The organism is Erwinia sp. B116 (assembly GCF_002865965.1).
Classification (GTDB): domain Bacteria; phylum Pseudomonadota; class Gammaproteobacteria; order Enterobacterales; family Enterobacteriaceae; genus Erwinia.
The window spans coordinates 9,611-34,618 of the sequence record NZ_JRZZ01000017.1 but is presented as its reverse complement, the minus strand read 5'-3'; the positions used below and the strand labels follow the sequence as shown (position 1 = coordinate 34,618).

Genomic DNA, 25,008 nt, shown 5'->3' with positions numbered 1-25,008 from the left:
GCCCCTGTATGACCAAACACCATCAGGATAGCCTCTTACCTGCCGCAAGGCAAGGAGAAGCCTGCCATGAAACTGCCACGCAGTACCCTGTTATGGTGCGTATTAATGGTGTGTTTAACGCTGTTAATATTCACCGGCCTGATGCGGAAGTCGCTGTGCGAAATCCGCTATAAAGATGGCTTCAGGGACGGCATCCATGGCCTGTGGATCCGGTAAGTAGCCACCCGGAGGCGGGGGAAACCCCGCCTTTTCAGGAAACTGATGATGCCAGGGCGTCACAAGCGTCTTTATAAAGGGCTTCTCTTAACATCGGGAAGCCCTTTTTCTGTCTTCCAGATTACCGATTGAAGTCAATGACCTCTCAATCATCAGTCGGCCTCGCTTTCCTTAGTCGTATTGCTGGTGTAGATAAACCACAGCGCCAGCACCAGACAGAGCACCGCCAGCCCGCGACTGCCAGAGAACGGGATCTGCGCGTTACCCAGCCAGCCAAAGCTGTCAATCATCAGGCTCATGGCAATCTGCCCGGTAATCACCGCCACGGTCGCCACCGCTGAGCCGATGCGCGGCACCGCAAACGCCATAATTGCCACATAGGGTACGCCGAACAGCGCACCGAGCAGCTGCCATTTCGGCACATCCAGCAACGTCACCGTCTGTTTGGGCTCAAAGAAGACGATTAACAGCGCGGTGATCAGCGCACCTATAGCAAAGGTCAGAAACGCGCTGCGGAAGGTGCCTACCGCGCTGCCCAGCCTGCCGTTGATCGCGGCCTGAATACTCAGCAGCGCACCGCCCACCAGGCTCAGTAAGATCATCAGTAAAATCATGCTTTACCTCCGGCAATCAGCCCCAGCGCAACAACAATCAGCAGCAGAGCAACCAGCCTTCTGGCGTTAACCGGCCTGCGCGGGCTGCCGAACCAGCCAAAATGATCGATGGCCAGGCTCTTAAAAATCTGCCCGGCAAGAATGCCGATCATGGTCATCGCCAGTCCGATCACCGGTGAGGCGAGAGTCAGGATCACCACATACCCCGGGCCTAAAATCCCCCCGGTAAGTTGCCAGCCGGGTCGGGAGAAGAAGGAGGGCGCGTCGCGCGGGCCGAAAAACAGCATCAGCAAAAACGCCAGCGCGGTGCCGATGCCAAAAATGCTGAAGGTCGCCCACAGATGCCCGACCTCCCCACCCAGCGGGCCAAGCAGGCCGCCTTCTACCGACAAACCCATGCCGGCCAGTACCACCAGAATAATTAACAGTATTTGCATCAGGACAATGTCTTCGCTCAAAAAGGAGCAGTAGGGTAGCCGAACCGGTTATGTTGAAAAACGCTATAATGCAGAAAATACTTTTTCATATTCCGATGAGATGAACATGCTAAACCAGATCGACTTCCGCGCGCTGCGCCTGTTTGTCGCCGTTTTCGACCTGCAAAGTTTTTCACTGGTTGCCCGCAGGGAAGACGTTTCCGCGTCGCTGGTGACGCGTACCATCAACCAGCTGGAAAGCTCACTGGGCCAGCAGTTGTTCCACCGTAACACCCGCGCGGTGGTGCCGACGGAAGCTGGGAGTATCTTTGCAGCCCATGCCCGCACCCTGCTGGCACAACTCGCTGACGCCCAGGCCGAACTGCAGGAGAAAGAGAGCGAACCGTCTGGTCTGGTGCGCATTAACGCGCCGGTGGTGTTTGGTCAGCGGCATATTGCGCCGTGGCTGGCCGAGCTTTATCAGCGCTATCCGCGCATCCGCGTCGATCTGACCCAGACCGACAGCTATATCGAGCCGCATCGTGAAGGGGCCGATCTGATTTTTCGCATTGGCGTGCTGGCCGACTCCGGCCTGCAGGCGAGGATCTTTGGCCCGCAGATCAACTCGCTGCTGGCGTCACCCGCTTACGTAGCGCGCTACGGCAGGCCGGAAACGCCTGAGGATCTCGCCGCTCACCGCAGCCTGGCCTTTAACGGCCCGCAGGGGCTGAACCGCTGGTACTTCCGCCGTGGACAGGAAAGCTGGCGGCACTATCCCCTGAATCCGGTGTTGACCTCGAACAATGCCGACACGTTGCTGACGGCGGCGTTGAACGGCATGGGAATGGTGCTGTTCCCCGACTGGATGAGTGGTGAACACCTGAGCAGCGGCAGGCTGATTAATCTGCTGGAGGGCTTTGAGTGTGCGACTACCCTGGAGCAGCCGCAGATCGCCGCCGTCTGGCCCAAATCGCGACGCCTGCCGCTAAAGGTACGGGCAACGGTGGATTTTTTTGTCGAGAAGTTTGGCTCACCGCTCAACTGGCGGAACCGCTGATTTTTGGATTTTTTACGACAATTACTGGAATTATAAAGGCGGTATAATCAGCGCGGCGCTTGAGGCTTCTGCCTCAGGTTGCTGGCAACAGTGTCAGTGGATGTGAGGCAGAATGCAGAAAGCCCCGACGTTAATTTTCCAATTAACCCCGAGGCCCCTGTATGACCACACATCATCAGGATAGCCTCTTACCTGCCGCAAGGCAAGGAGATGCCGACCATGAAACTGCCACGCAGTACCCTGTTCTGGTGCGTGTTAACGGTGTGTTTAACGCTGTTGATATTCACTGCCCTGACGCGGAAATCGCTGTGCGAAATCCGTTACCGGGATGAAACCAGGGAGGTGGCAGCCTTTATGGTCTGCGGATCCGGTAAGTAGCAACCTGGAGGCGGGGGAAACCCCGCCTTTTCAGGCAGCTGATGATATTGGTTCAGCACAAGCGCTTTTACAGAGGGCTTCCCGGGCAACTGGGGAGCCCTTTTTTCAGCTTAGCCGGTGCAGATAAGGCGGCAGCTGCGGGACCGGCAGTACTGACAGCACCTTAAGTTTTTGCAGCGTTCGCGCCTGCGCGCGCTCCAGATGCTCACGCAGGCTCATCGCCGCCAGGTCCCAGCTGCCCTTCAGCAGCATTTCATACACCAGCCGGTGTTCATCGATCACCGTTTGCTCCAGCGGCAGCGCCAGCACTTCGTAGAAGATCCTCGTCACGATCAGCGGGGACTGACTCTGCCGCAGCATCTCCAGCATCGGTCGGTTGCCCGCCGGCTGCAGGCAGGCAAAGTGCAGGTCGTCTTCCACCTGTTCCAGCGTGGCGGCGGTAATCTGGTGCCCTTTCAACTGCGACAGCCGCTGTAAATTATCGAGCAGCTGCCGTTGCGGGATCAGCGGCGCGGCTTTGCGCAGGGCGAAAGGCTCCAGGCTGGCGCGGATCTCATAGTGGTCAGCGATCTCGCGGGCGGTCAGCGGGCCGGACAGCCACTGCGCGTAGGGTTCTTTCTCGACCAGCCCCTTGTCACGCAGGCGCATCAGGCTTTCGCGGATGCTGCTGCGGCTGATGTTGTAAAACTCAGCGGCCAGCCCCTCGTTGAGCTGATAGTGGCCAAACACCATGCAGGTCGACAGCGCCTGCTGCAGGCTCTCCAGCACCTGCTCCCCGGCGCTGCGGGTGTCAACCAGCTCGCGCTCCTGGTCGAGTCCCAGCACGCTGCGGGTCAGGGCGATGCGCTGCGGCTCCACGTCCTGCCCGTCTGCGGCGACAATAAAGCCGCGCCCCTCAAAACGGGCAATCAACCCCTGCTCGTGCAGCAGCCCCAGCGCGCGACGCACCGGCACCCGGCTGGTGCCAAACAGCTGCGCCAGCGGCCCTTCCAGTAAAACCAGCCCGTCCGGTACCGCCTGCGAGACGATGGCCTGCTGCAGTACCTGGCGGATCACCTCATAGCGTGCGGCCGCACGCGCTTCTGTCTGAGTTCCGTCGCTGTCGTTAAGCATCCTGGGGATCGCCGCTCCTGCTGGTTGATAACGCGCAGTATGACATATCGTGCCGCTCGCCGGGGCGGGGTACGATCAATTCACCCGCCTGCCTGTCGATGGTGCAGCATTGCACGGTATTGGATCATTAAATCAAAAATTCATTATCAACAGACAAGAAAAACCAGTCACTCAGCAAAATTATGCCAGTGCATGCGGGCATTTCATTACGCTTCTCCGTCGGTATTTGCCGGTATCTTCACAATTTCGAGCGATCCTTTCGCGCTAACCGTGATCAACCTGGCATCTCTATTGCAATGCCTAAATGTACATTTAAAAAAAAGATACATTTTATGGGTGAGATAATAACCGATTATCTGCTGGCACCGGCCAGCGTTACCCAGACGGACGGAGAGAAGATCATGGCTAAAGAAATTCTGTGTGCATTTGGCGTCGATGTGGATGCGGTGGCGGGCTGGCTGGGCTCGTACGGCGGTGAGGATTCACCGGACGATATTTCGCGCGGGCTGTTCGCTGGTGAGGTCGGATCGCCTCGCCTGCTGAAGATGTTTGCCGAGCATAACCTGCGCACCACCTGGTTTATTCCGGGCCACTCCATCGAGACCTTCCCGGAGCAGATGAAGGCGGTGGCGGCGGCCGGCCATGAAATCGGCATTCATGGCTACAGCCATGAAAATCCGATCGCCATGACCCCGGCGCAGGAAGAGGCGATCCTCGATCGCAGCATCGAACTGGTCACCGAGCTGGCTGGTAAACGGCCGACCGGCTACGTGGCCCCCTGGTGGGAGTTCAGCAACGTCACCAACGAGCTGCTGCTGAAAAAAGGCATCAAGTACGATCACAGCCTGATGCACAACGACTTCCACCCTTACTACGTTCGCGTTGGCGACAGCTGGACCAAAATCGACTACAGCCAGCACCCGGACAGCTGGATGAAGCCGCTGGTGCGCGGAGAGGAGACGGATCTGGTGGAGATCCCCGCCAACTGGTATCTCGACGATCTGCCGCCGATGATGTTTATCAAAAAATCCCCCAACAGCCACGGCTTCGTTAACCCGCGCCATCTGGAAGAGATGTGGCGCGATCAGTTTGACTGGGTGTATCGCGAAAATGATTTCGCGGTGTTCACCATGACCATTCACCCCGACGTCTCCGGCCGCCCGCAGGTGCTGCTGATGCTGGAACGCCTGATTAAGCACATCCAGAGCCACGAAGGGGTGCGTTTTGTCACCTTCGATGAGATCGCCGACGACCACCTGAAGCGCTACCCGCGCCACGGCTGACCGCCCCCTAACCCGGAACAGTGAGAGCAATATGAGCATCTTTAAACGCCGCAGTGTCAACGGCTGGCAGCCGCAGCAGCTGACCCGCAGGGACGTAACATTCGCAACCTGGATTGCTTTCTTCGCGTGGGTCTTTGCCGTCTATGACTTTATTCTGTTTGGTACGCTGCTGCCGGAGATCGGCGCACACTTTGGCTGGAGCGAAGTGGAGCAGTCGGAGATCGCCACCCTGGTGGCGGTGGGCGGGGCGGTGATCGCGCTGGCCGTGGGTCCGCTGGTTGACCGGCTTGGCCGACGGATGGGCATTGTGATCACCGTGGGCGGCGCGGCGCTCTGTTCGCTGCTGACAGCCGTCGGCGGTGCCTGGGGCAAAGGCGCGCTGACCGCCATTCGTTCAGTGGCCGGCCTCGGCTATGCCGAGCAGACCGTCAACGCCACCTACCTGTCCGAGCTGTATACCGCGCTGGACGATCCGAAGCTCAACAAGCGTAAAGGCTTTATCTACAGTCTGGTGCAGGGCGGCTGGCCGGTGGGGGCGCTGGTGGCCTCGGCGCTGACTGCGGTCCTGATGCCGCTGATCGGCTGGCAGGGCAGCTTTGTTTTTGCCGCGCTGCCGTCGCTGGTGATTGCCTTTCTGGCGCTGAAGCTGAAAGAGACGCCGCAGTTCGAGGTGCACCGGCATATTCGCCAGCTGCGTGAAGCCGGTAACGAGAACGACGCCCGTCAGGTGGCCAGCGATTATGCGGTGGAGTATGACGAGCATAAAAGCGCTGGCCTGGCGGCCGCATTCCGCGGGCCTGCGCTGCGCGCCACGCTGGTACTCGGCGGTGCGGTGCTCCTCAACTGGTTTGCAATTCAGATCTTCAGCGTGCTGGGCACCACGGTGATCACCAAAACCCACGCCATCTCGTTCAACAACTCGCTGCTGATCCTGATCATGTCTAACCTGGTCGGCTACTGTGGCTACCTGGCGCACGGCTGGCTGGGCGACCGTATTGGCCGCCGCAACACTATCGCGGTCGGCTGGATGCTCGGCGGCGTAGCCTTTACCGGCATGCTGTTCTGCCCGGACAACTTTGCCACCATTGTGGTGCTCTACAGCCTCGGCCTGTTCTTCCTGATTGGCCCGTACGCGGCGGCGCTGCTGTTTATCAGCGAAAGCTTCCCGACCGCCATCCGCGCCACCGCCGGTTCGCTGATTGGCGCGATGGGTCCGGTCGGCGCGATCATTGCCGGCATCGGCACCACCACCATTCTGAGCAAAGGCGGCAACTGGCAGGACGCGGCGCTGTGGTTCGGCGCGCTGCCGTGCTTTATCTCCGGGATGGTGATCCTGCTGGCGCGCCAGCTACCGCAAACCACCGCCGCGGTGACGCCGCCGGTTAATGCCCAACTGCAAGGAGCTCCTCATGAATAAAGGTTCAGCCAGCGCCCCGGTGGCGTTGATTAGCGGCGCGGCCAGCGGTATTGGCCTGGCGCTGGCAACGGTCTACGCCCGGCGTGGCGTACGGGTGGTCGCCGGTTACTACCCGGCCGACCCGCACGACCCGCAGCAGGCGGCGGCAGAGGTTGAAGCCGCAGGCGGTGACGCGCTGTGGCTGCCGCTCGACGTGGCGAACACGGCATCGGTGGAGCAGTGGGTCAGCGCCGGGCTGGCTCATTACGGCCGGCTGGATTACGTGGTGGCCAACGCCGGGGTACTGCGCCGCGCGCCGATTGCGGAGATGAGCGACGCGCGCTGGGACGAGATGCTGAACGTCGACCTCAGCGGCGTCATGCGCTGCTTCCGCGCCGCTGCACCGCACCTGACGGAGGGGGCCAGCCTGGTGGCGGTCTCCTCCATCGCCGGTGGCGTTTACGGCTGGCAGGATCACGCGCATTACGCCGCGGCCAAAGCGGCGATCCCCGGTCTGTGCCGTTCGCTGGCGGTGGAGCTGGCGGCGCGTGGCGTGCGCTGTAACGCGGTGATCCCTGGCCTGATCGAAACGCCGCAGTCGCTGGATAAACAGAACTCGCTGGGGCCGGAAGGACTGGCCAAAGCCGCACGGGCAATCCCGCTCGGGCGGGTCGGGCGGGCGGAAGAAGTGGCGGAGGTGATTAGCTTCCTCACCAGTCCGCAGAGCAGTTATCTCACCGGGCAAAGCCTGGTCATCGACGGCGGCCTGACGGTACGCTGGCCGGATTAGGGAGGTCATCATGCAGTTAGAGCAAAAACGGGTAGCGATCAGCGGAGCGGGCAGCGGTATCGGCGCGGCGATTGCGCTGCTGTTTGCCCGTGAAGGGGCGCGGCTGCTGTTAAGCGATCGCAACGCAGAGACGCTGCAACGGCAGGTTAGCGCCTGCCGTGAGCAGGGCGTCGAGTGTTACGGCGTGGTCGCTGACGTGGCTGAGGTGGCGGGCGCACGGGCCGGCGTGGACGCCTGCGTCGCGCGCTTCGGCGGTATCGACGTGCTGGTCAACAATGCCGGCATGCTCAGCCAGGCGCGCTGCGAGGAGATTACGCTGGCGATGTGGGATCAGATGCTGGCGGTGGATCTGCGCAGCGTGTTTCTCGCTTCGCAGCGGGCGCTGCCGCTGATGCGCCAGCAGCGCTGGGGGCGCATTATCAATATTGCCTCACAGCTGGGTATCAAGGGTGGGGCAGAACTCTGCCACTACGCCGCTGCCAAGGCCGGGGTGATCGGCTTTACCAAATCACTGGCGCTGGAGGTCTCGGCCGACAACGTGCTGGTCAACGCCATCGCCCCAGGCCCTGTCGCCACGCCGTTGATCGACGGCCTCAATCCGCAGTGGCAGCGGGCCAAAGCCGCTGAACTGCCGCTCGGCCGCTTTGGCCTGGCGGAGGAGGTTGCGCCGGTGGCGCTGCTGCTGGCCAGCGAGCCGGGCGGCAACCTGTTTGCCGGCCAGACGCTGGGGCCGAATTCCGGCGACGTCATGCCTTAGGAGATTTGCCATGTGTGGCGTATGCGGTTTACTTGATGACGGCCCGCAGTGGAGCGATCCGCTGCAGCAGACCCTGCCGCGCCGCCAGCTGCGGCTGCAACAGCTGGCGATGCTTAACCGGGCGCTGGCCCCGTACCGGCTGAAGCTGAGCGATTTCCACAGCAGCTGGCTGCTGGCCGGGCCGACCGGGCAGCAGGCGCTGGTCAGTAACCTGCAGCAGATCTGGCAGGAGGCGGAAAAAATGCTCAGGCGGCCAGTCGATCCACTCGACGAAGCTTATCTGGCGGCGCTGGATGGGGGGAGCGGGCGATGAACGGCGATAGCCGGCTGCCGGTGCAGGTGCTGAGCGGTTTTCTCGGCAGCGGCAAAACCACGCTGCTCAAACGCTGGCTGCAGGGCCAGGTGCTGAGCGACGTGGCGCTGCTGGTTAACGAGTTTGGCGAGGTGGGCATCGACCATCTGCTGTTAAATGAGGTGGCGCCGGACACGGTGCTGCTGCCCGGTGGCTGCGTCTGCTGCCAGATCCGCGGCGAGCTGAAACAGGCGCTGCTGGATCTGTGGGAGCGGCGCGAGCGCGGTGAGCTGCCGCCGTTCAGCCAGGTGATCCTCGAAACCACCGGGCTGGCCGATCCGGCACCGATCCTCTCCACCCTGCTGCACGACCGCCAGCTGCAGTTCCACTTTAAGCAGGGCGCGCTGGTCACGCTGGTGGATGCCGAGCACGGGCTCAGCGAGGGGCAGCAGCACCCGGAGTGGCTGGCGCAGGTGACGGCCGCCGACCGGCTGCTGATTAGCAAGCGTGACCGGGTCAGCGCCACGCAGGCAGAGGCGCTGGCGGACCGCCTGTGCCAGCTGAATCCGCTGGCAGAGCTGCTGCCAGCCGGGGCTGAACTGGCTGACCTGTTCCGGCTGAGCTATACGCACGGCAGCGCCAGCCAGCGTTTTCGCTGGCTGGGACCGGCCCCGGCCGTGGCGGCAGCGCGTGCCGTTGCGAAAAGTGGCGACGTCAGCGCCGGGGGGCATCCGCAGCTGCCACACCTGCAGCACCCGCTGACCGAAACCTGCGTCATCACCCTGCAGGATAAAATAAACTGGCCGGCTTTTGCCGTCTGGCTGTCGATGCTGTTACATTGCCACGGGGCCAGCATTTTACGTATGAAAGGCATTCTGCGGGTCAGCGAAAGCCAGACGCCGGTCGCGATCCACGGCGTGCAGCACAGCCTGCACCCGCCGGTGCACCTTAACGACTGGCCGGGGGAACTGCAGCAGTCACAGCTGGTGTTCATTCTGCGCGGCGTGTCGGCCTCGCGGCTGAAACAGGCGTTTCTGCGCTTCCAGCAGCCATTTTTAACCGGGGACACAGCACCATGACTTCAGCGGCGGTTGCCACCAGTAACATTACCCTGCGCGTGCTTGGCACCTCGGTCACCCTGCTGGAGCTGCTGCGTGAGCGCGCCGAGCAGGACCTGGGGATAAAAATCGACTACCTGCTGCGCAGCGTCGAGGACGCGCAGCGCATCGCGGTGATGGAGCCGGAAAGCTACGATCTCTACGATCAGTGGTTCCACAATATCGATTTTGTCTGGCCGGCGCGGGCGATCCAGCCGCTGGAGATCGCCCGCCTGAGCTACTGGGATGAGATCAACAGCCTGCCGAAAACCGGTACCCTGCGTCCCGGCGGCCGGCTGGGAGATGGCAGCGTGCCGGTCAACCGGCTTTACGTGCAGCGCGACAACAGCCTCGGCTGCCTGCCGGGCGAGCTGATCAGCATGCTGCCGCTAACCCACAACGCCGACAGCTTTGCCTATCACGCCGACCGGCTGCCGCGCGGCCTGCAGGGTGAGGAGGAGAGCTGGGGCTGGCTGCTGCACCCGGCTTACTCGGGGCAGGCGGCGTTTCAGGACGATGCGGCGATGGGGGGGCTGGACGCGGCGCTGGCGGTGCAGGGGGCCGGGCTACAGCGCTTTGCCAACGTGGGGAATCTGACGCTGGAGGAGATCGACAGCCTGACCGGCGAGCTGGCGCGGCTGCGGCGGCAGGGGCACTTTGCCGCCTTCTGGTCGACCCAGGATCAGGCCTGCAAGCTGATCGAAAATCAGCAGGTCGGCGTGCAGAGCCTGTGGGCACCGACCTATTTTCGCCATCATTTCCGCCAGCACGGTTATAAGCTGGCTACGCCGCGTGAAGGTTATCGTGCCTGGTACGGCGGCATGTCGCTGTCGCGCTGCGCCAGCGGTAAAATTCGTGATGCGGCCTATGACTACCTGAACTGGTGGCAGTCCGGCTGGCCGGGGGCGGTAATGGCGCGGCAGGGGTATTACATCTCCAACCCGCAGCGCAGCAGGCCGTATATGTCCGCCGCCGAGTGGGACTTCTGGTACGGCGGATTGCCGGCGCGGGAAACGTTGCCCAACGCCTGGGGCGAGCCGCTGATTGCCAAAGGCGAACTTCGCGACGGCGGCAGCTATGAACAGCGTATGAGCCATATTGCGGTATGGAACTCGGTGATGGACGAACACAACTATCTGGTCAGGCGCTGGCAGGACTGCCTGCGCGCCTGAGGATGCCGATCGTGTCTGGCAGGGGTGCCAGCGTGTCTGAGGCTGCACATGCTGCCTGGCAGGAGTGCGGAAGAAGGCTATGGCTGGCTGCGAACGATACGCAGCGTAATCCCTTCCACCGCCACCACGGTCACCAGGCTACCGGCAGGCAGACCCTCATCCGCCTGCACCCGCCAGTTGCCATCGCCGACGCGCACGTGGCCGAAGCCGTTCACCAGCGGTGCGTCCAGCGTCAGCTGGCGGCCAATCAGCTGCTGGCCGCGCTGGTTAAGCTGGGAAGGGGGGTGACGGCGGTCGCGGTGCTTCAGCCAGCGGTGCCACCACAGCGCCGCCAGCACGGTAAGGACGGCAAAACTCAGCCCCTGCCACTCCCACGCCAGCGGTACCAGCCACACCAGCAGCCCGACCAGCACCGCCGCCACGCCGCTCCACAGCAGGTAGCCGCTGGTGCCGAGCATCTCGGCGGCCAGCAGCAGTCCGCCCAGCGTCAGCCACAGCCACCAGGGGTGAGAGAGCAGCTCACCAATCATCCCTTGTTACGCTCGCGCTTGCTGTCGCCCAGCAGTTCGCTGATGCCGGCAATCGAGCCCATCAGGCTGCTGGCCTCCAGCGGCATCATCACCACCTTGCTGTTGCTGGCCGAGCCGATCTGCTGCAGCGCATCGGTGTACTTCTGCGCCACAAAGTAGTTAATTGCCTGAATATCGCCGGCGGCAATCGCCTCAGAGACCATTTTCGTCGCCCGCGCTTCCGCTTCTGCCCCGCGCTCGCGCGCCTCAGCGGCCAGAAACGCCGACTGACGTTCACCCTCCGCCTTAAGGATCTGCGACTGCTTCTCGCCCTCTGCACGCAGGATCGCCGCCTGGCGCACCCCTTCCGCTTCCAGAATATCGGCGCGCTTGGTGCGTTCGGCCTTCATCTGCGCGTTCATTGAGGCGATCAGCTCGGCCGGCGGCCGCACGTCGCGGATCTCAATACGGGTGATCTTCACCCCCCACGGATTAGTCGCTTCATCGACGATGTGCAGCAGGCGGGTATTGATGTTGTCGCGCTGCGACAGCATCTCGTCCAGCTCCATAGAGCCGAGTACGGTACGCATGTTGGTCATGGTCAGGTTGATGATCGCCAGCTGCAGATTGCTGACCTCATAGGCGGCACGCGCCGGGTCGACCACCTGAATAAAGCACACCGCATCGATGGTGACGCTGGCGTTATCCTTGGAGATGATCTCCTGGGAAGGGATATCGACTACCTGCTCCATCATATTAATTTTGCGGCCGACGCGGTCCATAAACGGCACCACCAGGTTCAGGCCCGGCTGCAGCGTCGTGGTATAGCGGCCAAAGCGCTCCACCGTCCACTGATAGCCCTGCGGTACGATCTTGATGCCCGACCAGACCAGAATAAGCGCCAGGACGACAATGACGGGAATGACAGCCAGCATACAACCTCCGGATTGTTATATGGGAGAGCAAGGGCCCGCTCACGCGGCCGGCGGCCAACTGAGCGGACAGGGGCGATAGTTAATTTTAGTACAGCAGCGAATAGAGCTGACGACGATATTTAGCCGCCAGCGCGTCGCCGGTGCCCAGCGCCGCGAGGATCTCCTGCAGGGTTTTACGTGCCTGGCCGTCGGCAGCGCCAAGATCTTTCTTCAGGTAGCTGAACAGCAGCTCCAGCGCCTCTTCGTTACGGCCCACCTGCTGCAGCTGGATCGCCAGCTGGGTGGCCAGCGCCGCGTTGTCCGGATCGGCTTCATGCTGCTGCTGAAGCTGCTGGATCTCCGGGCTGTCCGCTGCCTGCTTCAGCAGGTCGATCTGCGCCACCAGCCCCTGATAGCGGGTATCCTGATCCTGCAGCGGCACCACCTTCAGCACCGCTTCGGCCTCGTCGCTGCGGTTCAGGCCAATCAGCACTTCCGCCAGCAGGAAGCCGATATCGCTGCGCTGCTTGCTCAGCTGCCAGGCATCTTTCAGCAGCGGCAGTGCCTCAATCAGCTTGCCTTCGTCCATCAGCTGCATCGCCTGCTGTGCTTTCAGCTCCTCTTCCTTCGGCAACACTTTTTCCAGCAGGGCACGGACCGCCTCTTCCGGCTGTGGCCCCTGGAAGCCATCGACCGGCTGACCGTTCTGGAACAGATAGACGGTCGGGATCGAGCGCAGGCCAAACTGCTGGGCGACCGCCGGTTCGGCGTCGCAGTCCAGTTTTGCCAGAATAAACTGCCCGGCATACTCCTGCGCCAGGCGGTCAAGGAGCGGGGTCAGCTGCTGACAATGCTGGCTGCGGGCAGACCAGCAGTAAAACAGCACCGGTACCTGCATCGACTGTTCCAGCGTGGCGTGCAGGTTGGTTTCGTTAATATCAACAATGACAGCTTGTGGTGACATGAATTCGTCTCTTTTTCACGTGAGTTTCTCACTGTATTGGGGCAGCGGCGTCAGCTTCAAGCCCTGCCGGCTATTTCTGGCGTAAAATACGATCCAGTATCCGGCCCGGCAGCAGGCGTTTCAGCACGCTCATCAGATGTGCGACCAGCGTCACAGGATAACGCAGCCGCGGACGGCGGCTCTCCAGCGCATGGCGCAGCTTAGGCAGCACCGCCTCCGGCGGCAGGGTAAAGCGTGCGGCGATGCCGGGATTTTTCACCGGCTTATCCTGCTCGGCCTGGCTGACGTTATCGGTAAAACGGCTGGCGATCGGCCCCGGTTCGATCAGGCTGACGCGTACGCCGCTGCCGTGCAGCTCCATGCGCAGCGCATCGGACCAGGCTTCCAGCGCGTATTTACTGGCCGCATAGGCACCGCGACCGGGGGTGGAGACCAGTCCGAGCACCGAGCTGGTATTGATAATGCGCCCGTCGCCGCTGGCGATCAGCGCGGGCAACAGCAGGGTGGTCAGCTGGTGGGTGCCAAACAGGTTGGTGGAGAACTGCTGCTCCAGCTGCTGGCGGGTAATCAGCTGCAATGGCCCGTAAATACCAAAGCCGCCGTTGTTAAAAAGCCCGTACAGCCGCCCGTCGCACAGCGTCAGGATCTCTGCGGCAGCTCGCGCCACGCTCTGCTCATCATCCAGATCCAGCTGCACACCGCTGAAGCCCAGCTCAGCCATCCGTTCCACATCCTGCGGTTTCCGGCACGCGGCGATGACATGATAGCCACGGCGCAGCAGGTCATTGGCAGCCGCCAGACCGATACCGCTGGAACTGCCGGTAATTACGACTGATTTTTGCATATCTTTACCTGCCTGCCCGCTCACAACCGGGTCACTCATGGTTAACTAAGGGGGTCAGTTGCTTCGCCAGCAGATCGGCGATAAACGGCTGCGCGGCAGGAGCCGGGTGGATACCGTCATCCTGCATCCATTCCGGTTTCAGATAGACCTGCTCCATAAAAAACGGCACCAGTGGAATTGAATAGTGCTGCGCCAGCTCAGGGTAAATCGCCGAAAAGGACTCGGTGTAGCGGCGGCCATAGTTGGCGGGCAGGCGCACCTGCATCAGCAGCGGCTCGGCTTTCGCCGCTTTGACCTGGCTAATTACCTGGTCCAGCGTCTGTTTCAGCTGCTGCGGCGGAAAGCCGCGCAGGCCATCGTTGCCACCGAGTTCAATCAGCACCCAGCGCGGCTGATGCTGCTTCAGCAGCGCGGGCAGGCGCGACAGGCCCTGCGCCGCGGTGTCGCCACTTATGCTACCGTTAACCACGGCAGGGGATTCTTGCCACTTATCATTGAGCAGCGCCGGCCATGCGGCACTGGCCGACATCCGGTAACCGGCGCTCAGGCTGTCACCGAGCACCAGCAGGGTATCTGCTGCCGTCGCACGCAGCGACATCAGCGCTATTAACAACAGGACAGGGTAATGCCAGCGGAAAACATTCTTGAAGTTCATCGTCTTAGTAAGTCCGTCGGTTCGGGTGAGCATCAGCTTTCCATCCTTACCGGAGTTGAGCTGGTTGTCAAACCGGCAGAAACGATTGCCCTGATCGGCGAGTCCGGCTCCGGCAAGTCGACCCTGCTGGGAATTATTGCCGGGCTGGATGACGGCAGCGAAGGCGAGGTGCACCTGCTGGGCCAGCCGCTGCACCAGATGGATGAGGAGCAGCGGGCCGAGCTGCGCGCGCAGAACGTCGGTTTTGTCTTCCAGTCGTTTATGCTGGTTCCCACCCTCAACGCCGTAGAAAACGTGCAACTACCGGCCCTGCTGCGCGGCGACAAAGATCGCCAGAGCCGCGAACAGGCGGCGGCGCTGCTGGCCCAGCTGGGGCTTGGTGAGCGCTTAACCCACCTGCCGGCGCAGCTCTCCGGCGGTGAGCAGCAACGCGTGGCGCTGGCCCGCGCCTTTAACGGCCGCCCGGCGCTGCTGTTTGCCGATGAGCCCACCGGCAACCTCGATCGTAAAACCGGCGATCGCATCGCCGACCTGCTGTTCTCCATGAACCGCGACTTCGCCACCACGCTGATCCTGGTGACCCACGACGAGCAGCTGGCGGCGCGCTGCGACCGCCGCCTGCGGCTGCGCGACGGCAAGCTGTGGGAGGAAGCATGATCTGGCGCTGGTTCTGGCGCGAGTGGAAATCCCCCTCGCTGCTGATCGTCTGGCTGGCGCTGACCCTGGCGGTGGCCTGCGTGCTGGCGCTCGGCTCGCTCAGCGACCGCATGGAGAAGGGGCTGACGCAGCAGAGCCGCGACTTTATGGCCGGCGATCGCACCCTGCAGACCGCGAAGCCGGTACCGGACGCGTGGCTGCAGCAGGCGCGTGATGACGGCCTGCAGGTGGCGCGACAGCTCACCTTTATGACCATGACCTTTGCCGGTGACACGCCACAGCTGGCCTCGGTCAAGGCGGTGGACGACGCCTACCCGATGTTTGGCACGCTGGACACGCAGCCAGCCGGGCTGAAACCGGCGGCGGGCACGGTGCTGGCCGCGCCGCGCCTGCTGGCGCTGCTGGGGCGTAAGGCGGGGGATGAGCTCGACGTGGGAGATACCACGCTGCGTATCAGCGGCGAGGTGATTCAGGAGCCGGATGCCGGCTTTAACCCGTTCCAGACCGCGCCGCGCCTGCTGATGAATCTGGCCGACGTGGAGAAGACCGGGGCGATCCAGCCCGGCAGCCGCGTCACCTGGCGTTACAAATTTGCCGGTAATCCCGACCAGCTGGCGCGTTACGACGGCTGGATCGCCAGCCGCCTGACCGCCGATCAGCGCTGGATCAGCGTCGAGAACTCGGAGGATGCGCTGGGTAAATCGATGCAGCGTGCCCAGCAGTTCCTGCTGCTGTCGGCGCTGCTGACGCTGATGCTGGCGATTGCCGCGGTAACGGTAGCGATGAACCACTACTGCCGCAGCCGCTACGACCTGGTGGCGGTGCTGAAAACGCTCGGCGCCAACCGCCGGGCGCTGCGTAAGCTGATCGTCGGCCAGTGGCTGTCGGTGCTGCTGCTGGCGGCCGTCACCGGCAGCGCCATCGGGCTGGGCTTTGAGGCCTTGCTGTTGCGGATGCTGCGCCCGGTGCTGCCGGGGGAACTGCCCGCCGCCAGCGCCTGGCCGTGGCTGTGGGCGGTCGGCTCACTGTTTGTGATTTCGCTGCTGGTGGGTCTGCGCCCCTACCGCCTGCTGCTGGCTACCCAGCCGCTGCGCGTGCTGCGGCGCGATACGGTGGCTAACCTGTGGCCGCTGAAGTTCTACCTGCCGGTAATGGCGCTGGTGGTGATCGGCCTGCTGGCGCTGCTGGTCGGCGGCAGTAAACTGCTGTGGGCGCTGGTGGCGGGCATCGTGCTGCTGTCGCTGCTGCTGGGGGCGATTGGCTGGGGCGGACTGCTGCTGCTGCGTCGCCTGACCGTGCGTAACCTCGCCTTCCGCCTGGCGGTAAACCGCCTCTTGCGCCAGCCGTGGACCACCCTCAGCCAGCTGGCGGCGTTCTCGCTCTCGTTTATGCTGCTGGCGCTGCTGCTGGTAATGCGCGGCGATCTGCTGGACCGCTGGCAGCAGCAGCTGCCGCCGGGCAGCCCGAACTACTTCCTGCTGAACATCACCACGGAGCAGGTGCCGCAGGTGAAAACCTTCCTTGAACAGCATCAGGTGACACCGGAAACGTTTTATCCGGTGGCGCGGGTGCGCCTGACCGGCATCAACGGTCAGCAGGCTGACCCGGAGAAGGACGAATCGCTGAACCGCGAGCTGAACCTGACCTGGCAACAGGATTTACCGGATCACAACCCGCTCACTGCAGGCCAGTGGCCGCCGAAAGCGGGTGAAGTGTCGATTGAGCAGGAGCTGGCCGGGCGGCTGGGGGTGAAACTGGGTGATACGGTGACGTTTACCGGCGATACCCAGCCGTTCAGCGCGAAGATCACCAGCATGCGTAAGGTGGACTGGGAGAGCCTGAAGCCAAACTTCTTCTTTATCTTCCCGCCGGGCGCGCTGGACGGTCAGCCGCAAAGCTGGCTGACCAGCTTCCGCATGGAGGGCAACGACGCCGCGCTGGTGCAGCTTAACCGCGCGTTCCCGACCCTCAGCCTGCTGGATATCGGCACTATTCTGAAGCAGATTGGTCAGGTGCTGGCGCAGGTCAGCCAGGCGCTGGAAGTTATGGTGATTCTGGTCACCGCCTGCGGCGTGCTGCTGCTGCTGGCGCAGATCCAGGTCGGCATGCGCCAGCGTCGTCAGGAGCTGGTGGTCTACCGCACGCTCGGCGCCGGCAAAAAGCTGCTGCGCGGCACGCTGTGGTGCGAGTTTGCGCTGCTCGGCGTGGTCTCCGGCGTGGCCGCCGCCATCGGCGCGGAAGCGGCGCTGTGGGGCCTGCAGCGTAAGGTGTTCGACTTCCCGTGGCAGCCGGACTGGACGCTGTGGCTGGTGCTGCCGCTCAGCGGTGCGCTGCTGCTGTCGCTGTGCGGCGGCTGGCTCGGCGTACGGCTGCTGAAGGGCAAGGCGCTGTTTCGCGGGTATTATGCGGGATGAGGAGGCTTTTGACGTTGGGAGGCTTCTCTGACAAACTGCCCTAATCGGTTTAGCTGCAATGTAACGGAGACGACAATGACTACACGTTATGACAGCGACTTTTATGGCTGGACTCAGGAGCAGGCGGGTTTGCTGCGTTCGGGTAACCTGCACTTGCTGGACACACGGAACCTGCTTGAGGAAATTGAGAGCATGGGTAACAGTGAGCGACGTGAACTGGAATCACGCCTGGAAGTGCTGTTTCAGCATCTGCTGAAGTGGCAGTATCAGCCTTCTCATCGCGGCCGTAGCTTGCAGCTAACTATTGCGGAGCAACGGCGAAAAATAGTGCGTCGCCTCAGCCGTAACCCGAGTCTTAAAAATGAACTGGGGGAGCTGATGGCAGATGCCTACGGGGATGCTATCCTCTCTGCATCAAGAGAGACGGGCCTGGAAGCGCAGACCTTTCCGGCCGACTGCCCGTGGGACTATGAGCAGCTGACGGACAGCCAGTTTTACCCGCAATAGCCTGCTCACTATAAAAAAACACCGCCGTGGCGGTGTTTTTTTGTTAAGCAGAACGGTGGCCGGATTTACCCCAGCTTCTCCACCGCCCACGCAATGCCGCTGGCGTACTCTTCCGGCAGCATCGGCACCAGCGCGTTCAGCGCGTCGGCCAGCGCGGCCGGGCTGCGATCGGCCAGGTTAAGGTGGCCGACCTTACGGCCCGGGCGCACCTCTTTCTCGTACCAGTGCAGATGCACCAGCGGCTGGTTCAGCCAGTCCCGGTTTACGTCGGTGCCGATCAGGTTAACCATCACCGCCGGCGTATTGGCCACCGGCTGCGGCAGCGGCAGGCCAAGGATCGCCCGCAGGTGCAGCTCGAACTGACCGATCGACGCGCCGTTCTGCGTCCAGTGGCCGCTGTTGTGCACGCGCGGTGCCAGCTCGTTGATCAGCAGGCCTTCCGGCACCACAAAGCACTCCATCGCCATCACGCCGACGTAGCTGAGCTCGTTCATGATCGCCGACAGCATCTTCTCAGCCTGCTGCTGGTGCGCCGCATCCACATCCGGCAGCATTACGCTGGTGCGCAGAATGCCGTCCTGATGCAGATTATGGGTCAGCGGATAGAACACCGTTTTACCGTCGTGGCCGCGTGCGCCCACCAGCGACACTTCACCGGAGAAGTTAATCCCGCGCTCCACGATGCACTCGCCGTAGCACTCGGCGGGCAGGGTGGCGGTATCCGCCGCGCGCAGCCGCCACTGGCCGCGGCCGTCGTAGCCGCCGGTGCGGCGCTTAACGATCGCCAGCTCGCCGAGGGTGGTGAACACCTGCGCCCACTGGTCAGCGTCAGACAGCAGCTGCCACGGTGCGGTCGCCAGGCCCAGCTGATCCAGCAGCTGCTTCTGCGTCAGGCGGTCGGCCAGCCGCGGGAAAATATCGCGGTTCACAAAGGCGCTATGGCTGGCCAGCTCGCGGGTCAGCGCGGTTTCCGGCCAGCGCTCGATCTCGGCGGTGATCACGCTGGAAGCGATCGGCAGCGCGGCCGGATCGGCGTCCAGACCCACCGGATACACGGCGATGCCCAGCGGCTCACCGGCCTGGCGCAGCATACGGCCCAGCTGGCCGTTTCCTAATACGCAGACCGGTTTCATGCCTGCACCTGCGGATCCGGGTTGTTCAGCACCTCATCGGTCTGCGCCTGACGCCAGGCCGCCATACGGGCCGCCAGCTCAGCGTCGTGCAACGCCAGGATCTGCGCCGCCAGCAGGGCCGCGTTGGCCGCGCCCGCTTTGCCGATCGCCAGCGTACCCACCGGAATGCCGCGCGGCATCTGTACGATGGAGTAGAGGCTGTCGACGCCGCTCAGCGCCGCGCTCTGCACCGGCACGCCCAGCACCGGCACCAGCGTTTTTGCCGCCAGCATGCCCGGCAGGTGCGCCGCGCCGCCCGCGCCCGCAATAATCACCTGATAGCCGTTTTCCGCCGCCGTTTCGGCAAAGCTGAACAGCTTATCCGGCGTGCGGTGCGCGGAAACGACTTCGCAGTGGAACGGCACGGCCAGTTCAGTGAGGATATCCGCGGTGAACTGCATAGTAGCCCAGTCACTTTTGGAACCCATAACGATAGCAATGCGGGCCGGAGCGGCGTTGGATGACATGCGGGTAAACTCCTGTGAATGTAAAACGTCACCGGGAGAGCCGAAACAGCGGCTGACCGGGTGGGAAGGGCAGAGAGAATACCATGACTGATGGCGAAGGAAAACGGTTGCGTAGCGCAAAGTGACCGCCGTTCAGCGGCAACTTTATCGGGACGGGGCCGATAATGGCGCTGGGAGGAACGGCCAGTCTTTTCAGCTGGCAGAGCAACCGGTAAGCCGTCTGTTCAGAGCGGGAAGGCGATCTGCGGACGGTCTGAGCGCAGAAGCCACGGCGATCGAAAATCGTCTGCCATGGCATATCAACGGTGAGGCAAACTGCCTGGCGTCGCAAAGGGGATCGCGAATCGTCTGCCTGGTGCGGCTATCCTGTCAGCAGAGGGGCTGCTCAGAAGGGAAAAGCGATCAGCGCGATGTCGTCTGCACTCACTTTAATCATCGACCCCTGCTCGTGCCAGGCTCCCAGCACCAGCCGTTCGGCGGGATGGCCGTCGATCTCAAGCTGATGTACCGCCGGGCGATGGGTGTGGCCGTGGATCAGGTAAGGCACGTTCCGGCGATGCATGGCTTCAGCCACCGCCTGCGGATTGACGTCCATAATCGCCATATCTTTGCCGCTGTTAGCCGCTTTACTGCCGGCCCGCATTTTGCGCGCAATACGCTGGCGCACAAACAGCGGCAGGGCGAGGAACAGCCGCTGTACCCACGGGTTATGCACCTTGCGGCGAAACCTCTGGTAGCCTTCATCGTCGGTGCAGAGCGTATCGCCGTGCATAATCAGCACCCGCTTACCGTACAGCTCCAGCACCTGTTCTTCCGGCAGCAGCCGCATACCGCTGGCCGCCGCAAAGCGTTTACCGAGCAGGAAGTCGCGGTTGCCGTGAATAAAGTAGCAGGGAATGGTCAGCTGGCGCAGGGCGCGGGCCACCTCCGCGTGCAGCGGATTCGGATCGTCGTCGCCGATCCAGGCTTCAAACAAATCGCCGAGAATATACAGCGCGTCGGCGTGCTGTGCTTCACGGCGTAAAAAATGCAGAAAACCGGCAGTGATTGCCGGTTCTTCAGTACACAGATGGATATCTGCGATAAACAGCGTGTGCGACATTATTCGCTGACGGTGACTTTCTGAACGATCACGTCGTCTTTCGGCACGTCCTGGTGCATGCCGCTGCGGCCGGTAGAGACGGCTTTGATTTTCTCAACCACGTCCATACCTTCAACCACTTCAGCGAACACGCAGTAACCCCAGCCCTGCAGGCTTTCGTCACGGAAGTTCAGGAAGTCGTTGTCGGCAACGTTGATGAAGAACTGTGCGGTGGCCGAGTGAGGAGCCTGAGTACGCGCCATCGCCAGGGTGCCTTTGGTGTTCTTCAGGCCGTTGCTGGCTTCGTTACGGATCTCTTCTTTGGTGTCTTTCTGCTTCATGCCCGGCTCAAAGCCGCCGCCCTGAATCATAAACCCGTTGATCACACGGTGGAAAATGGTGTTGTCGTAGAAACCTTCGCGGCAGTATTCCAGGAAGTTCTTAACGGTTGCAGGGGCTTTATCGTCGAAAGTCTTGATGACGATGTCACCATGGTTAGTCTGGAAAGTGACCATATTCTCATCCTGTCAGGGTTGGAGTTTTTAACGATTGGCGCACGAAACGGTCAGGCAAACGCTTCCCGCGTGCGACAGACGGCTCTTATATCACAAAATGTGATGGTGAGTCAGCCCTGCTGCATATCGCCAGTGTCTGTAGCGGTGCTTTGCGTGGCGCTTCGCTAAAAAATACGTCAGAATACCGGATTCACCTTTTTTATCGTTAACCCGCACACGCCTAAAACGGAATGTCTCAATGCTAAAGATTTACAACACCCTGAGTCGTCAAAAAGAGGAATTTAAACCTATCCATGCTGGCCAGGTCGGCATGTACGTGTGCGGCATTACCGTTTATGACCTCTGTCACATTGGACACGGCAGGACCTTTGTCGCGTTTGACGTGGTGTCACGCTACCTGCGTTACCTTGGCTACTCGCTGAAGTACGTGCGCAACATCACCGATATTGATGACAAGATCATCAAACGTGCCAACGAGAACGGTGAAACCATCGAGCAGCTGACCAACCGCATGATCGCGGAGATGCACACCGACTTCGCGGCGCTGAATATCCTGCCGCCGGACCTGGAGCCGCGCGCCACCCGCCATATCGCTGAAATCATTGAGCTGGTGCAGACGCTGATCGCCCGCGAACACGCCTACGTGGCCAGCAACGGCGACGTGATGTTCTCGACAGACAGCGATCCCAACTACGGCTCGCTGTCGCGCCAGGATCTGGAGCAGCTGCAGGCCGGCGCCCGCGTGGCGGAAGTGGCCGACGTCAAGCGCAACCCAATGGACTTCGTGCTGTGGAAAATGTCGAAAGAGAACGAACCCTTCTGGGAATCGCCGTGGGGCAACGGCCGTCCGGGCTGGCATATCGAGTGCTCGGCGATGAACTGCAAACAGCTGGGGGCGCACTTTGACATCCACGGCGGCGGCTCGGACCTGATGTTCCCGCACCATGAGAACGAAGTGGCGCAGTCGACCTGCGCCCACGACGGCCCGTACGTCAACTACTGGATGCACTCCGGCATGGTGATGATCGACCGCGAGAAGATGTCCAAATCGCTGAACAACTTCTTCACCGTGCGCGACGTGCTGGCGCACTATGACGCGGAAACCGTGCGTTACTTCCTGATGTCCGGCCACTACCGCAGCCAGCTCAACTACGGCGAAGATAACCTGAACCAGGCGCGTTCGGCGCTGGAGCGCCTGTACAACGCGCTGCGTAATACCGATCCTGCGGCAGAACCGGCGGGCGGCGATGAGTTTGAAGCGCGCTTCCGTGAGGCAATGGACGATGACTTCAACACCCCGGTGGCCTACTCGGCGCTGTTCGACCTGGCGCGTGAAGTTAACCGCCTGAAGGGCGAAGACGCGGCGGCGGCCAACGGCCTGGCGGCGCGCCTGCGCCAGCTGGCGGCGGTGCTCGGCCTGCTGGCGCAGGATCCGGAGCAGTTCCTGCAGAGCGGCGTGAACATCAACGACGAAGAAGTGGCGCAGATTGAAGCGCTGATCAAGATGCGTTTCGATGCGCGTCAGGCGAAGGACTGGGCGCAGGCGGACGTGGCGCGCGACCAGCTGAACGCGCTGGGCATTATTCTGGAAGACGGCCCGGCGGGCACCAGCTGGCGTCGTAAGTAACCAGCGGCACGGGAACAGCAGCTCGCGGTTCCCGTGCGGGCTTCGGCCTGGCCACATCAGGGCAGCCGAAGAGTCGCTACCGCCCGCAGCAGAGCCATATGTTGCGGGCGGCAGCATCACACTGCCGCTGACGACCCGCCCGTCGGCACTCTGAGTACGCGGGAGCGGGCACCGCCCCTTTCCTGCCTGTGATCCCCTTTAATACCCTGAGGATCTCACGTTGATCAGACAGATCGCCATCACCAACTTCCGTTCTATCCGCCAGCTGGAACTGCGGCTCGGCCAGCTTAACGTCATCACCGGGCCGAACGGCTGCGGCAAATCCAACCTGTATAAAGCGGTACGGCTGCTGCATGAGGCGGCCTGTGAACGGCTGTCGCCGGCGCTGGCCGAAGAGGGCGGGATCCAGAAATCGATGTGGGCGGGCGGCGGGCGGCGCGGCGAACGCAACAGCGAGCTGAAGCGCATGGTGCTCGCGGCGGAGATGGAAGATTACGACTACCAGCTGGAGATCGGTTACCCGGAGCCGCTGGTCAGCCTGTTTAACCTCGATCCGCTGGTGAAAACCGAGCAGCTGTGGCTGAGCGGCCACCGCCGCCGCCCCTCATCGCGGCTGCTGGATCGGCGTAACCAGGTCGCTTTTCTCAACAACGTCGACGGCGAGCGGGTGGCCTATCCGGCTTCGCTGCACGCTGAAGAGTCGGTGTTCGGCCAGCTGTCGGAGCCGCACCTCTATCCCGAAGTGTCGCGGGTGCGGGAAACCCTGCGCGGCTGGCGCTTCTACCACGAATTTGCCATCTGGCCGGGGTCACCGCTGCGCGCGCCGCAGGTGGGCATCCGCTCGCCGATCCTCGCCCATGACGGCAGCAACCTCGCCGCCGCTTTTGAAACTATTCGCGAGCGCGGCCATAGCGAGCTGCTGTTCAGCATTCTCGGCCAGGCCTTCCCGGAGAGTGAGTTCAGCGTGGAGGCGAACAGCGGCCGTTTCCAGATGCTGATGCACCGCCAGGGCATCCTGCGCCCGCTGGAAGCCGCCGAACTCTCCGACGGCACGCTGCGCTTTCTCTGCCTGGTGGTGGCGCTGCTCAGCCCGCGTCCGCCGGCGTTTATGGCGCTGAACGAACCCGAAAACAGCCTGCACCCGGACCTGCTGCCGGCGCTGGCGCAGCTGATCGCCGAAGCCAGCCGCTACAGCCAGCTGTGGATAACCAGCCACTCGCCGCTGCTGGCGGAACTGATCGCCCGCCACACCGATGTCACCCACTACCGGCTGGAGCAGGTGAATGGGGCGACGCAGGTGGCCGTTAACGATGGTGAATAGCGCCTGCTGAACGCATGGCGCTGAACACCGCCAGCAGCGGTGCCAGCGCCAGCACGCCGAACAGCACATACGCGGCGCTCTGCGCCCCGGCAATGCCGCCCGGCGCGTTCAGCCCGCCCTGATTGGCCAGCATACCGGCCAGCGCAGCCCCCAGCGCGGTAGCCACCAGCTGCACGGTGGTGATCGAGGTGGCGGCAGCGTCCTGCTCCTCTTCCGGCGTCACCTGCAACACCCGGGTCAGCAGATGCGGCCAGCCCAGCCCGATACCGAAACCGACCAGCAGCAGCGCAAGTGAAATCACCACCAGCAGCCCCGGCGCGCCGTTGCCGTTCACCGGCAGCGCCAGCGTCAGGGCGACCATGCCCGCCAGCACCAGCAGCGGACCGGCTACAATCGCCAGCCTGATGCGCTTGCCCTGCCAGCCGGAACTCCAGATCTCCGCCAGCGTCCAGCCGGCCGCCATCAGCGCTGCCAGATATCCCGACAGCAGCGGCGACTGGCCGTGCAGCAGCTGCAGGAAGTAAGGCACAAAGGTCTCACTGGTCATACCCACCACCAGCAGGCCGATGGTCAGGTAGAGCGGCAGCAGCGGCGAGCCCCGGCGCAGCGCGTTGCGCGGCAGCATACGGTACTTACCGTTGCGCTCGCGGCGCACCAGCAACAGCAGCAGTATGGCAGCGAGGGCCACGCTGGCGAGGTTAACGCTAAGGCGCGGATCGGTGCTGCCGAGGCCGATCGCCAGCACGGCAGCGGTCAGCAGCAGCAGCTGTGCCAGCGGCA

General features: G+C 62.6%; 28 protein-coding genes and 2 pseudogenes. 17 read left to right on the top strand and 13 right to left on the bottom strand.

Going from position 1 to position 25,008, the window contains the following annotated elements; translation table 11 throughout:
• Nucleotides 1-8: 8 nt before the first annotated feature.
• Together NV64_RS24080 and NV64_RS13220 are read left to right on the top strand one after the other, a co-directional pair.
• Nucleotides 9-110: pseudogene (locus NV64_RS24080) on the top strand (DUF5431 family protein); the annotation flags it as partial.
• Nucleotides 67-216, top strand: coding sequence for a type I toxin-antitoxin system Hok family toxin (locus NV64_RS13220; protein ID WP_056240376.1), 150 nt, complete (start codon nt 67-69; stop codon nt 214-216). The pseudogene NV64_RS24080 and the gene NV64_RS13220, both read left to right, overlap by 44 nt.
• Before the next feature lie 152 nt (nt 217-368).
• Here NV64_RS13220 and NV64_RS13215 read toward each other — a convergent pair whose 3' ends face one another.
• Nucleotides 369-830, bottom strand: a complete 462-nt coding sequence (locus tag NV64_RS13215) for a DMT family transporter (protein ID WP_056240374.1) — start codon at nt 828-830, stop codon at nt 369-371.
• Nucleotides 827-1,267 (bottom strand): DMT family transporter, encoded by a 441-nt coding sequence (locus tag NV64_RS13210; RefSeq protein ID WP_056240371.1) that lies wholly within the window; start codon nt 1,265-1,267, stop codon nt 827-829. Before NV64_RS13210 ends, NV64_RS13215 begins: the two co-directional genes overlap by 4 nt.
• 100 nt (nt 1,268-1,367) lie before the next feature.
• On the opposite strand from NV64_RS13210, the gene NV64_RS13205 reads away from it, so the two are divergent.
• The 3 genes and pseudogenes from NV64_RS13205 (at nt 1,368) to NV64_RS13200 (ending at nt 2,681) form a co-directional block, all read left to right on the top strand.
• Nucleotides 1,368-2,303 carry a LysR family transcriptional regulator gene (locus NV64_RS13205; protein ID WP_101506086.1) on the top strand — a complete coding sequence of 312 codons (936 nt, stop codon included), beginning with the start codon at nt 1,368-1,370 and terminating at the stop codon, nt 2,301-2,303.
• 161 nt (nt 2,304-2,464) lie between these two features.
• A pseudogene (locus NV64_RS24075) lies at nt 2,465-2,566 on the top strand (DUF5431 family protein); the annotation flags it as partial.
• Nucleotides 2,523-2,681, top strand: coding sequence for a type I toxin-antitoxin system Hok family toxin (locus NV64_RS13200; RefSeq protein ID WP_056240364.1), 159 nt, complete (start codon nt 2,523-2,525; stop codon nt 2,679-2,681). The pseudogene NV64_RS24075 and the gene NV64_RS13200, both read left to right, overlap by 44 nt.
• 105 nt (nt 2,682-2,786) lie before the next feature.
• Here NV64_RS13200 and NV64_RS13195 read toward each other — a convergent pair whose 3' ends face one another.
• A complete protein-coding gene (locus NV64_RS13195; RefSeq protein ID WP_056240361.1) occupies nt 2,787-3,794 on the bottom strand; it encodes a GntR family transcriptional regulator in 1,008 nt (335 codons plus the stop codon).
• 401 nt (nt 3,795-4,195) lie between these two features.
• Between NV64_RS13195 and NV64_RS13190 the strand changes: the two genes are divergently transcribed.
• The 7 genes from NV64_RS13190 to NV64_RS13160 are packed head-to-tail and all read left to right on the top strand — an operon-like array spanning nt 4,196 to nt 10,581.
• The gene (locus NV64_RS13190; protein ID WP_056240567.1) at nt 4,196-5,077 is read left to right on the top strand and encodes a polysaccharide deacetylase; all 882 of its coding nucleotides are present in this window, start codon (nt 4,196-4,198) and stop codon (nt 5,075-5,077) included.
• 31 nt (nt 5,078-5,108) lie between these two features.
• Nucleotides 5,109-6,494: an MFS transporter gene (locus tag NV64_RS13185; protein ID WP_056240358.1), complete on the top strand. Its 1,386-nt coding sequence runs from the start codon at nt 5,109-5,111 to the stop codon at nt 6,492-6,494.
• Nucleotides 6,487-7,263: an SDR family NAD(P)-dependent oxidoreductase gene (locus NV64_RS13180; RefSeq protein WP_056240354.1), complete on the top strand. Its 777-nt coding sequence runs from the start codon at nt 6,487-6,489 to the stop codon at nt 7,261-7,263. Before NV64_RS13185 ends, NV64_RS13180 begins: the two co-directional genes overlap by 8 nt.
• A gap of 10 nt (nt 7,264-7,273) precedes the next feature.
• On the top strand, nt 7,274-8,020 hold the full coding sequence (locus tag NV64_RS13175) for an SDR family NAD(P)-dependent oxidoreductase (RefSeq protein ID WP_082502387.1): 747 nt from the start codon (nt 7,274-7,276) through the stop codon (nt 8,018-8,020).
• 10 nt (nt 8,021-8,030) lie between these two features.
• Complete coding sequence (locus tag NV64_RS13170; protein WP_056240347.1) at nt 8,031-8,333, top strand: hypothetical protein; 303 nt, start codon at nt 8,031-8,033, stop codon at nt 8,331-8,333.
• On the top strand, nt 8,330-9,391 hold the full coding sequence (locus tag NV64_RS13165; protein WP_101506085.1) for a GTP-binding protein: 1,062 nt from the start codon (nt 8,330-8,332) through the stop codon (nt 9,389-9,391). The genes NV64_RS13170 and NV64_RS13165 overlap by 4 nt, the downstream gene beginning before the upstream one ends.
• On the top strand, nt 9,388-10,581 hold the full coding sequence (locus tag NV64_RS13160) for a PotD/PotF family extracellular solute-binding protein (RefSeq protein WP_056240340.1): 1,194 nt from the start codon (nt 9,388-9,390) through the stop codon (nt 10,579-10,581). Before NV64_RS13165 ends, NV64_RS13160 begins: the two co-directional genes overlap by 4 nt.
• 77 nt (nt 10,582-10,658) lie before the next feature.
• Here NV64_RS13160 and NV64_RS13155 read toward each other — a convergent pair whose 3' ends face one another.
• From NV64_RS13155 to tesA, 5 genes are all read right to left on the bottom strand, one after another.
• The gene (locus tag NV64_RS13155) at nt 10,659-11,111 is read right to left on the bottom strand and encodes an NfeD family protein (RefSeq protein ID WP_056240337.1); all 453 of its coding nucleotides are present in this window, start codon (nt 11,109-11,111) and stop codon (nt 10,659-10,661) included.
• Nucleotides 11,108-12,025, bottom strand: coding sequence for an SPFH domain-containing protein (locus NV64_RS13150; protein WP_056240333.1), 918 nt, complete (start codon nt 12,023-12,025; stop codon nt 11,108-11,110). Before NV64_RS13150 ends, NV64_RS13155 begins: the two co-directional genes overlap by 4 nt.
• A gap of 85 nt (nt 12,026-12,110) precedes the next feature.
• Nucleotides 12,111-12,968, bottom strand: a complete 858-nt coding sequence (locus NV64_RS13145; RefSeq protein WP_056240330.1) for a co-chaperone YbbN — start codon at nt 12,966-12,968, stop codon at nt 12,111-12,113.
• Nucleotides 12,969-13,038: 70 nt separating this feature from the next.
• On the bottom strand, nt 13,039-13,812 hold the full coding sequence (locus NV64_RS13140) for an SDR family oxidoreductase (protein ID WP_101506103.1): 774 nt from the start codon (nt 13,810-13,812) through the stop codon (nt 13,039-13,041).
• Nucleotides 13,813-13,843: 31 nt separating this feature from the next.
• A complete protein-coding gene (tesA, locus tag NV64_RS13135) occupies nt 13,844-14,467 on the bottom strand; it encodes a multifunctional acyl-CoA thioesterase I/protease I/lysophospholipase L1 (protein ID WP_146005488.1) in 624 nt (207 codons plus the stop codon).
• On the opposite strand from tesA, the gene ybbA reads away from it, so the two are divergent.
• From ybbA to NV64_RS13120, 3 genes are all read left to right on the top strand, one after another.
• On the top strand, nt 14,438-15,124 hold the full coding sequence (gene ybbA, locus NV64_RS13130) for a putative ABC transporter ATP-binding protein YbbA (protein WP_056240329.1): 687 nt from the start codon (nt 14,438-14,440) through the stop codon (nt 15,122-15,124). The two genes, tesA and ybbA, sit on opposite strands and share 30 nt — an antisense overlap.
• Complete coding sequence (gene ybbP / locus NV64_RS13125; RefSeq protein WP_056240326.1) at nt 15,121-17,538, top strand: putative ABC transporter permease subunit YbbP; 2,418 nt, start codon at nt 15,121-15,123, stop codon at nt 17,536-17,538. Before ybbA ends, ybbP begins: the two co-directional genes overlap by 4 nt.
• A 75-nt stretch (nt 17,539-17,613) precedes the next feature.
• Entirely contained in the window at nt 17,614-18,045 is a 432-nt protein-coding gene (locus tag NV64_RS13120) for a DUF29 domain-containing protein (protein ID WP_056240324.1), read from the top strand.
• Between the two features lie 65 nt (nt 18,046-18,110).
• Here the strand turns inward: NV64_RS13120 and purK are convergent, their stop codons facing one another.
• The 4 genes from purK to ppiB form a co-directional block, all read right to left on the bottom strand.
• Entirely contained in the window at nt 18,111-19,178 is a 1,068-nt protein-coding gene (gene purK, locus NV64_RS13115; protein WP_101506084.1) for a 5-(carboxyamino)imidazole ribonucleotide synthase, read from the bottom strand.
• The gene (purE, locus tag NV64_RS13110) at nt 19,175-19,684 is read right to left on the bottom strand and encodes a 5-(carboxyamino)imidazole ribonucleotide mutase (protein ID WP_056240316.1); all 510 of its coding nucleotides are present in this window, start codon (nt 19,682-19,684) and stop codon (nt 19,175-19,177) included. Before purE ends, purK begins: the two co-directional genes overlap by 4 nt.
• 385 nt (nt 19,685-20,069) lie before the next feature.
• The gene (lpxH, locus tag NV64_RS13105) at nt 20,070-20,786 is read right to left on the bottom strand and encodes a UDP-2,3-diacylglucosamine diphosphatase (RefSeq protein ID WP_056240312.1); all 717 of its coding nucleotides are present in this window, start codon (nt 20,784-20,786) and stop codon (nt 20,070-20,072) included.
• Nucleotides 20,786-21,280, bottom strand: coding sequence for a peptidylprolyl isomerase B (ppiB, locus tag NV64_RS13100; RefSeq protein WP_056240310.1), 495 nt, complete (start codon nt 21,278-21,280; stop codon nt 20,786-20,788). The genes lpxH and ppiB overlap by 1 nt, the downstream gene beginning before the upstream one ends.
• Before the next feature lie 238 nt (nt 21,281-21,518).
• Here ppiB and cysS point away from each other — a divergent pair, with 238 nt between their 5' ends.
• Nucleotides 21,519-22,907 (top strand): cysteine--tRNA ligase, encoded by a 1,389-nt coding sequence (cysS, locus tag NV64_RS13095; RefSeq protein WP_056240308.1) that lies wholly within the window; start codon nt 21,519-21,521, stop codon nt 22,905-22,907.
• A gap of 220 nt (nt 22,908-23,127) precedes the next feature.
• Nucleotides 23,128-24,228 (top strand): AAA family ATPase, encoded by a 1,101-nt coding sequence (locus NV64_RS13090; protein WP_101506083.1) that lies wholly within the window; start codon nt 23,128-23,130, stop codon nt 24,226-24,228.
• On the opposite strand, the gene NV64_RS24070 is transcribed toward NV64_RS13090, so the two are convergent.
• The coding region (locus NV64_RS24070; protein ID WP_369878882.1) for an MFS transporter at nt 24,212-25,008 on the bottom strand (797 nt) is incomplete at its 5' end. The two genes, NV64_RS13090 and NV64_RS24070, sit on opposite strands and share 17 nt — an antisense overlap.

Coding starts and splice junctions, on each gene's coding strand:
- NV64_RS13220 (WP_056240376.1), top strand. CDS start 67: ATGAAACTGCCACGCAGTACCCTGTTATGGTGCGTATTAATGGTGTGT.
- NV64_RS13215 (WP_056240374.1), bottom strand. CDS start 830: ATGATTTTACTGATGATCTTACTGAGCCTGGTGGGCGGTGCGCTGCTG.
- NV64_RS13210 (WP_056240371.1), bottom strand. CDS start 1,267: ATGCAAATACTGTTAATTATTCTGGTGGTACTGGCCGGCATGGGTTTG.
- NV64_RS13205 (WP_101506086.1), top strand. CDS start 1,368: ATGAACATGCTAAACCAGATCGACTTCCGCGCGCTGCGCCTGTTTGTC.
- NV64_RS13200 (WP_056240364.1), top strand. CDS start 2,523: ATGAAACTGCCACGCAGTACCCTGTTCTGGTGCGTGTTAACGGTGTGT.
- NV64_RS13195 (WP_056240361.1), bottom strand. CDS start 3,794: ATGCTTAACGACAGCGACGGAACTCAGACAGAAGCGCGTGCGGCCGCA.
- NV64_RS13190 (WP_056240567.1), top strand. CDS start 4,196: ATGGCTAAAGAAATTCTGTGTGCATTTGGCGTCGATGTGGATGCGGTG.
- NV64_RS13185 (WP_056240358.1), top strand. CDS start 5,109: ATGAGCATCTTTAAACGCCGCAGTGTCAACGGCTGGCAGCCGCAGCAG.
- NV64_RS13180 (WP_056240354.1), top strand. CDS start 6,487: ATGAATAAAGGTTCAGCCAGCGCCCCGGTGGCGTTGATTAGCGGCGCG.
- NV64_RS13175 (WP_082502387.1), top strand. CDS start 7,274: ATGCAGTTAGAGCAAAAACGGGTAGCGATCAGCGGAGCGGGCAGCGGT.
- NV64_RS13170 (WP_056240347.1), top strand. CDS start 8,031: ATGTGTGGCGTATGCGGTTTACTTGATGACGGCCCGCAGTGGAGCGAT.
- NV64_RS13165 (WP_101506085.1), top strand. CDS start 8,330: ATGAACGGCGATAGCCGGCTGCCGGTGCAGGTGCTGAGCGGTTTTCTC.
- NV64_RS13160 (WP_056240340.1), top strand. CDS start 9,388: ATGACTTCAGCGGCGGTTGCCACCAGTAACATTACCCTGCGCGTGCTT.
- NV64_RS13155 (WP_056240337.1), bottom strand. CDS start 11,111: ATGATTGGTGAGCTGCTCTCTCACCCCTGGTGGCTGTGGCTGACGCTG.
- NV64_RS13150 (WP_056240333.1), bottom strand. CDS start 12,025: ATGCTGGCTGTCATTCCCGTCATTGTCGTCCTGGCGCTTATTCTGGTC.
- NV64_RS13145 (WP_056240330.1), bottom strand. CDS start 12,968: ATGTCACCACAAGCTGTCATTGTTGATATTAACGAAACCAACCTGCAC.
- NV64_RS13140 (WP_101506103.1), bottom strand. CDS start 13,812: ATGCAAAAATCAGTCGTAATTACCGGCAGTTCCAGCGGTATCGGTCTG.
- ybbA (WP_056240329.1), top strand. CDS start 14,438: ATGCCAGCGGAAAACATTCTTGAAGTTCATCGTCTTAGTAAGTCCGTC.
- tesA (WP_146005488.1), bottom strand. CDS start 14,467: ATGAACTTCAAGAATGTTTTCCGCTGGCATTACCCTGTCCTGTTGTTA.
- ybbP (WP_056240326.1), top strand. CDS start 15,121: ATGATCTGGCGCTGGTTCTGGCGCGAGTGGAAATCCCCCTCGCTGCTG.
- NV64_RS13120 (WP_056240324.1), top strand. CDS start 17,614: ATGACTACACGTTATGACAGCGACTTTTATGGCTGGACTCAGGAGCAG.
- purK (WP_101506084.1), bottom strand. CDS start 19,178: ATGAAACCGGTCTGCGTATTAGGAAACGGCCAGCTGGGCCGTATGCTG.
- purE (WP_056240316.1), bottom strand. CDS start 19,684: ATGTCATCCAACGCCGCTCCGGCCCGCATTGCTATCGTTATGGGTTCC.
- lpxH (WP_056240312.1), bottom strand. CDS start 20,786: ATGTCGCACACGCTGTTTATCGCAGATATCCATCTGTGTACTGAAGAA.
- ppiB (WP_056240310.1), bottom strand. CDS start 21,280: ATGGTCACTTTCCAGACTAACCATGGTGACATCGTCATCAAGACTTTC.
- cysS (WP_056240308.1), top strand. CDS start 21,519: ATGCTAAAGATTTACAACACCCTGAGTCGTCAAAAAGAGGAATTTAAA.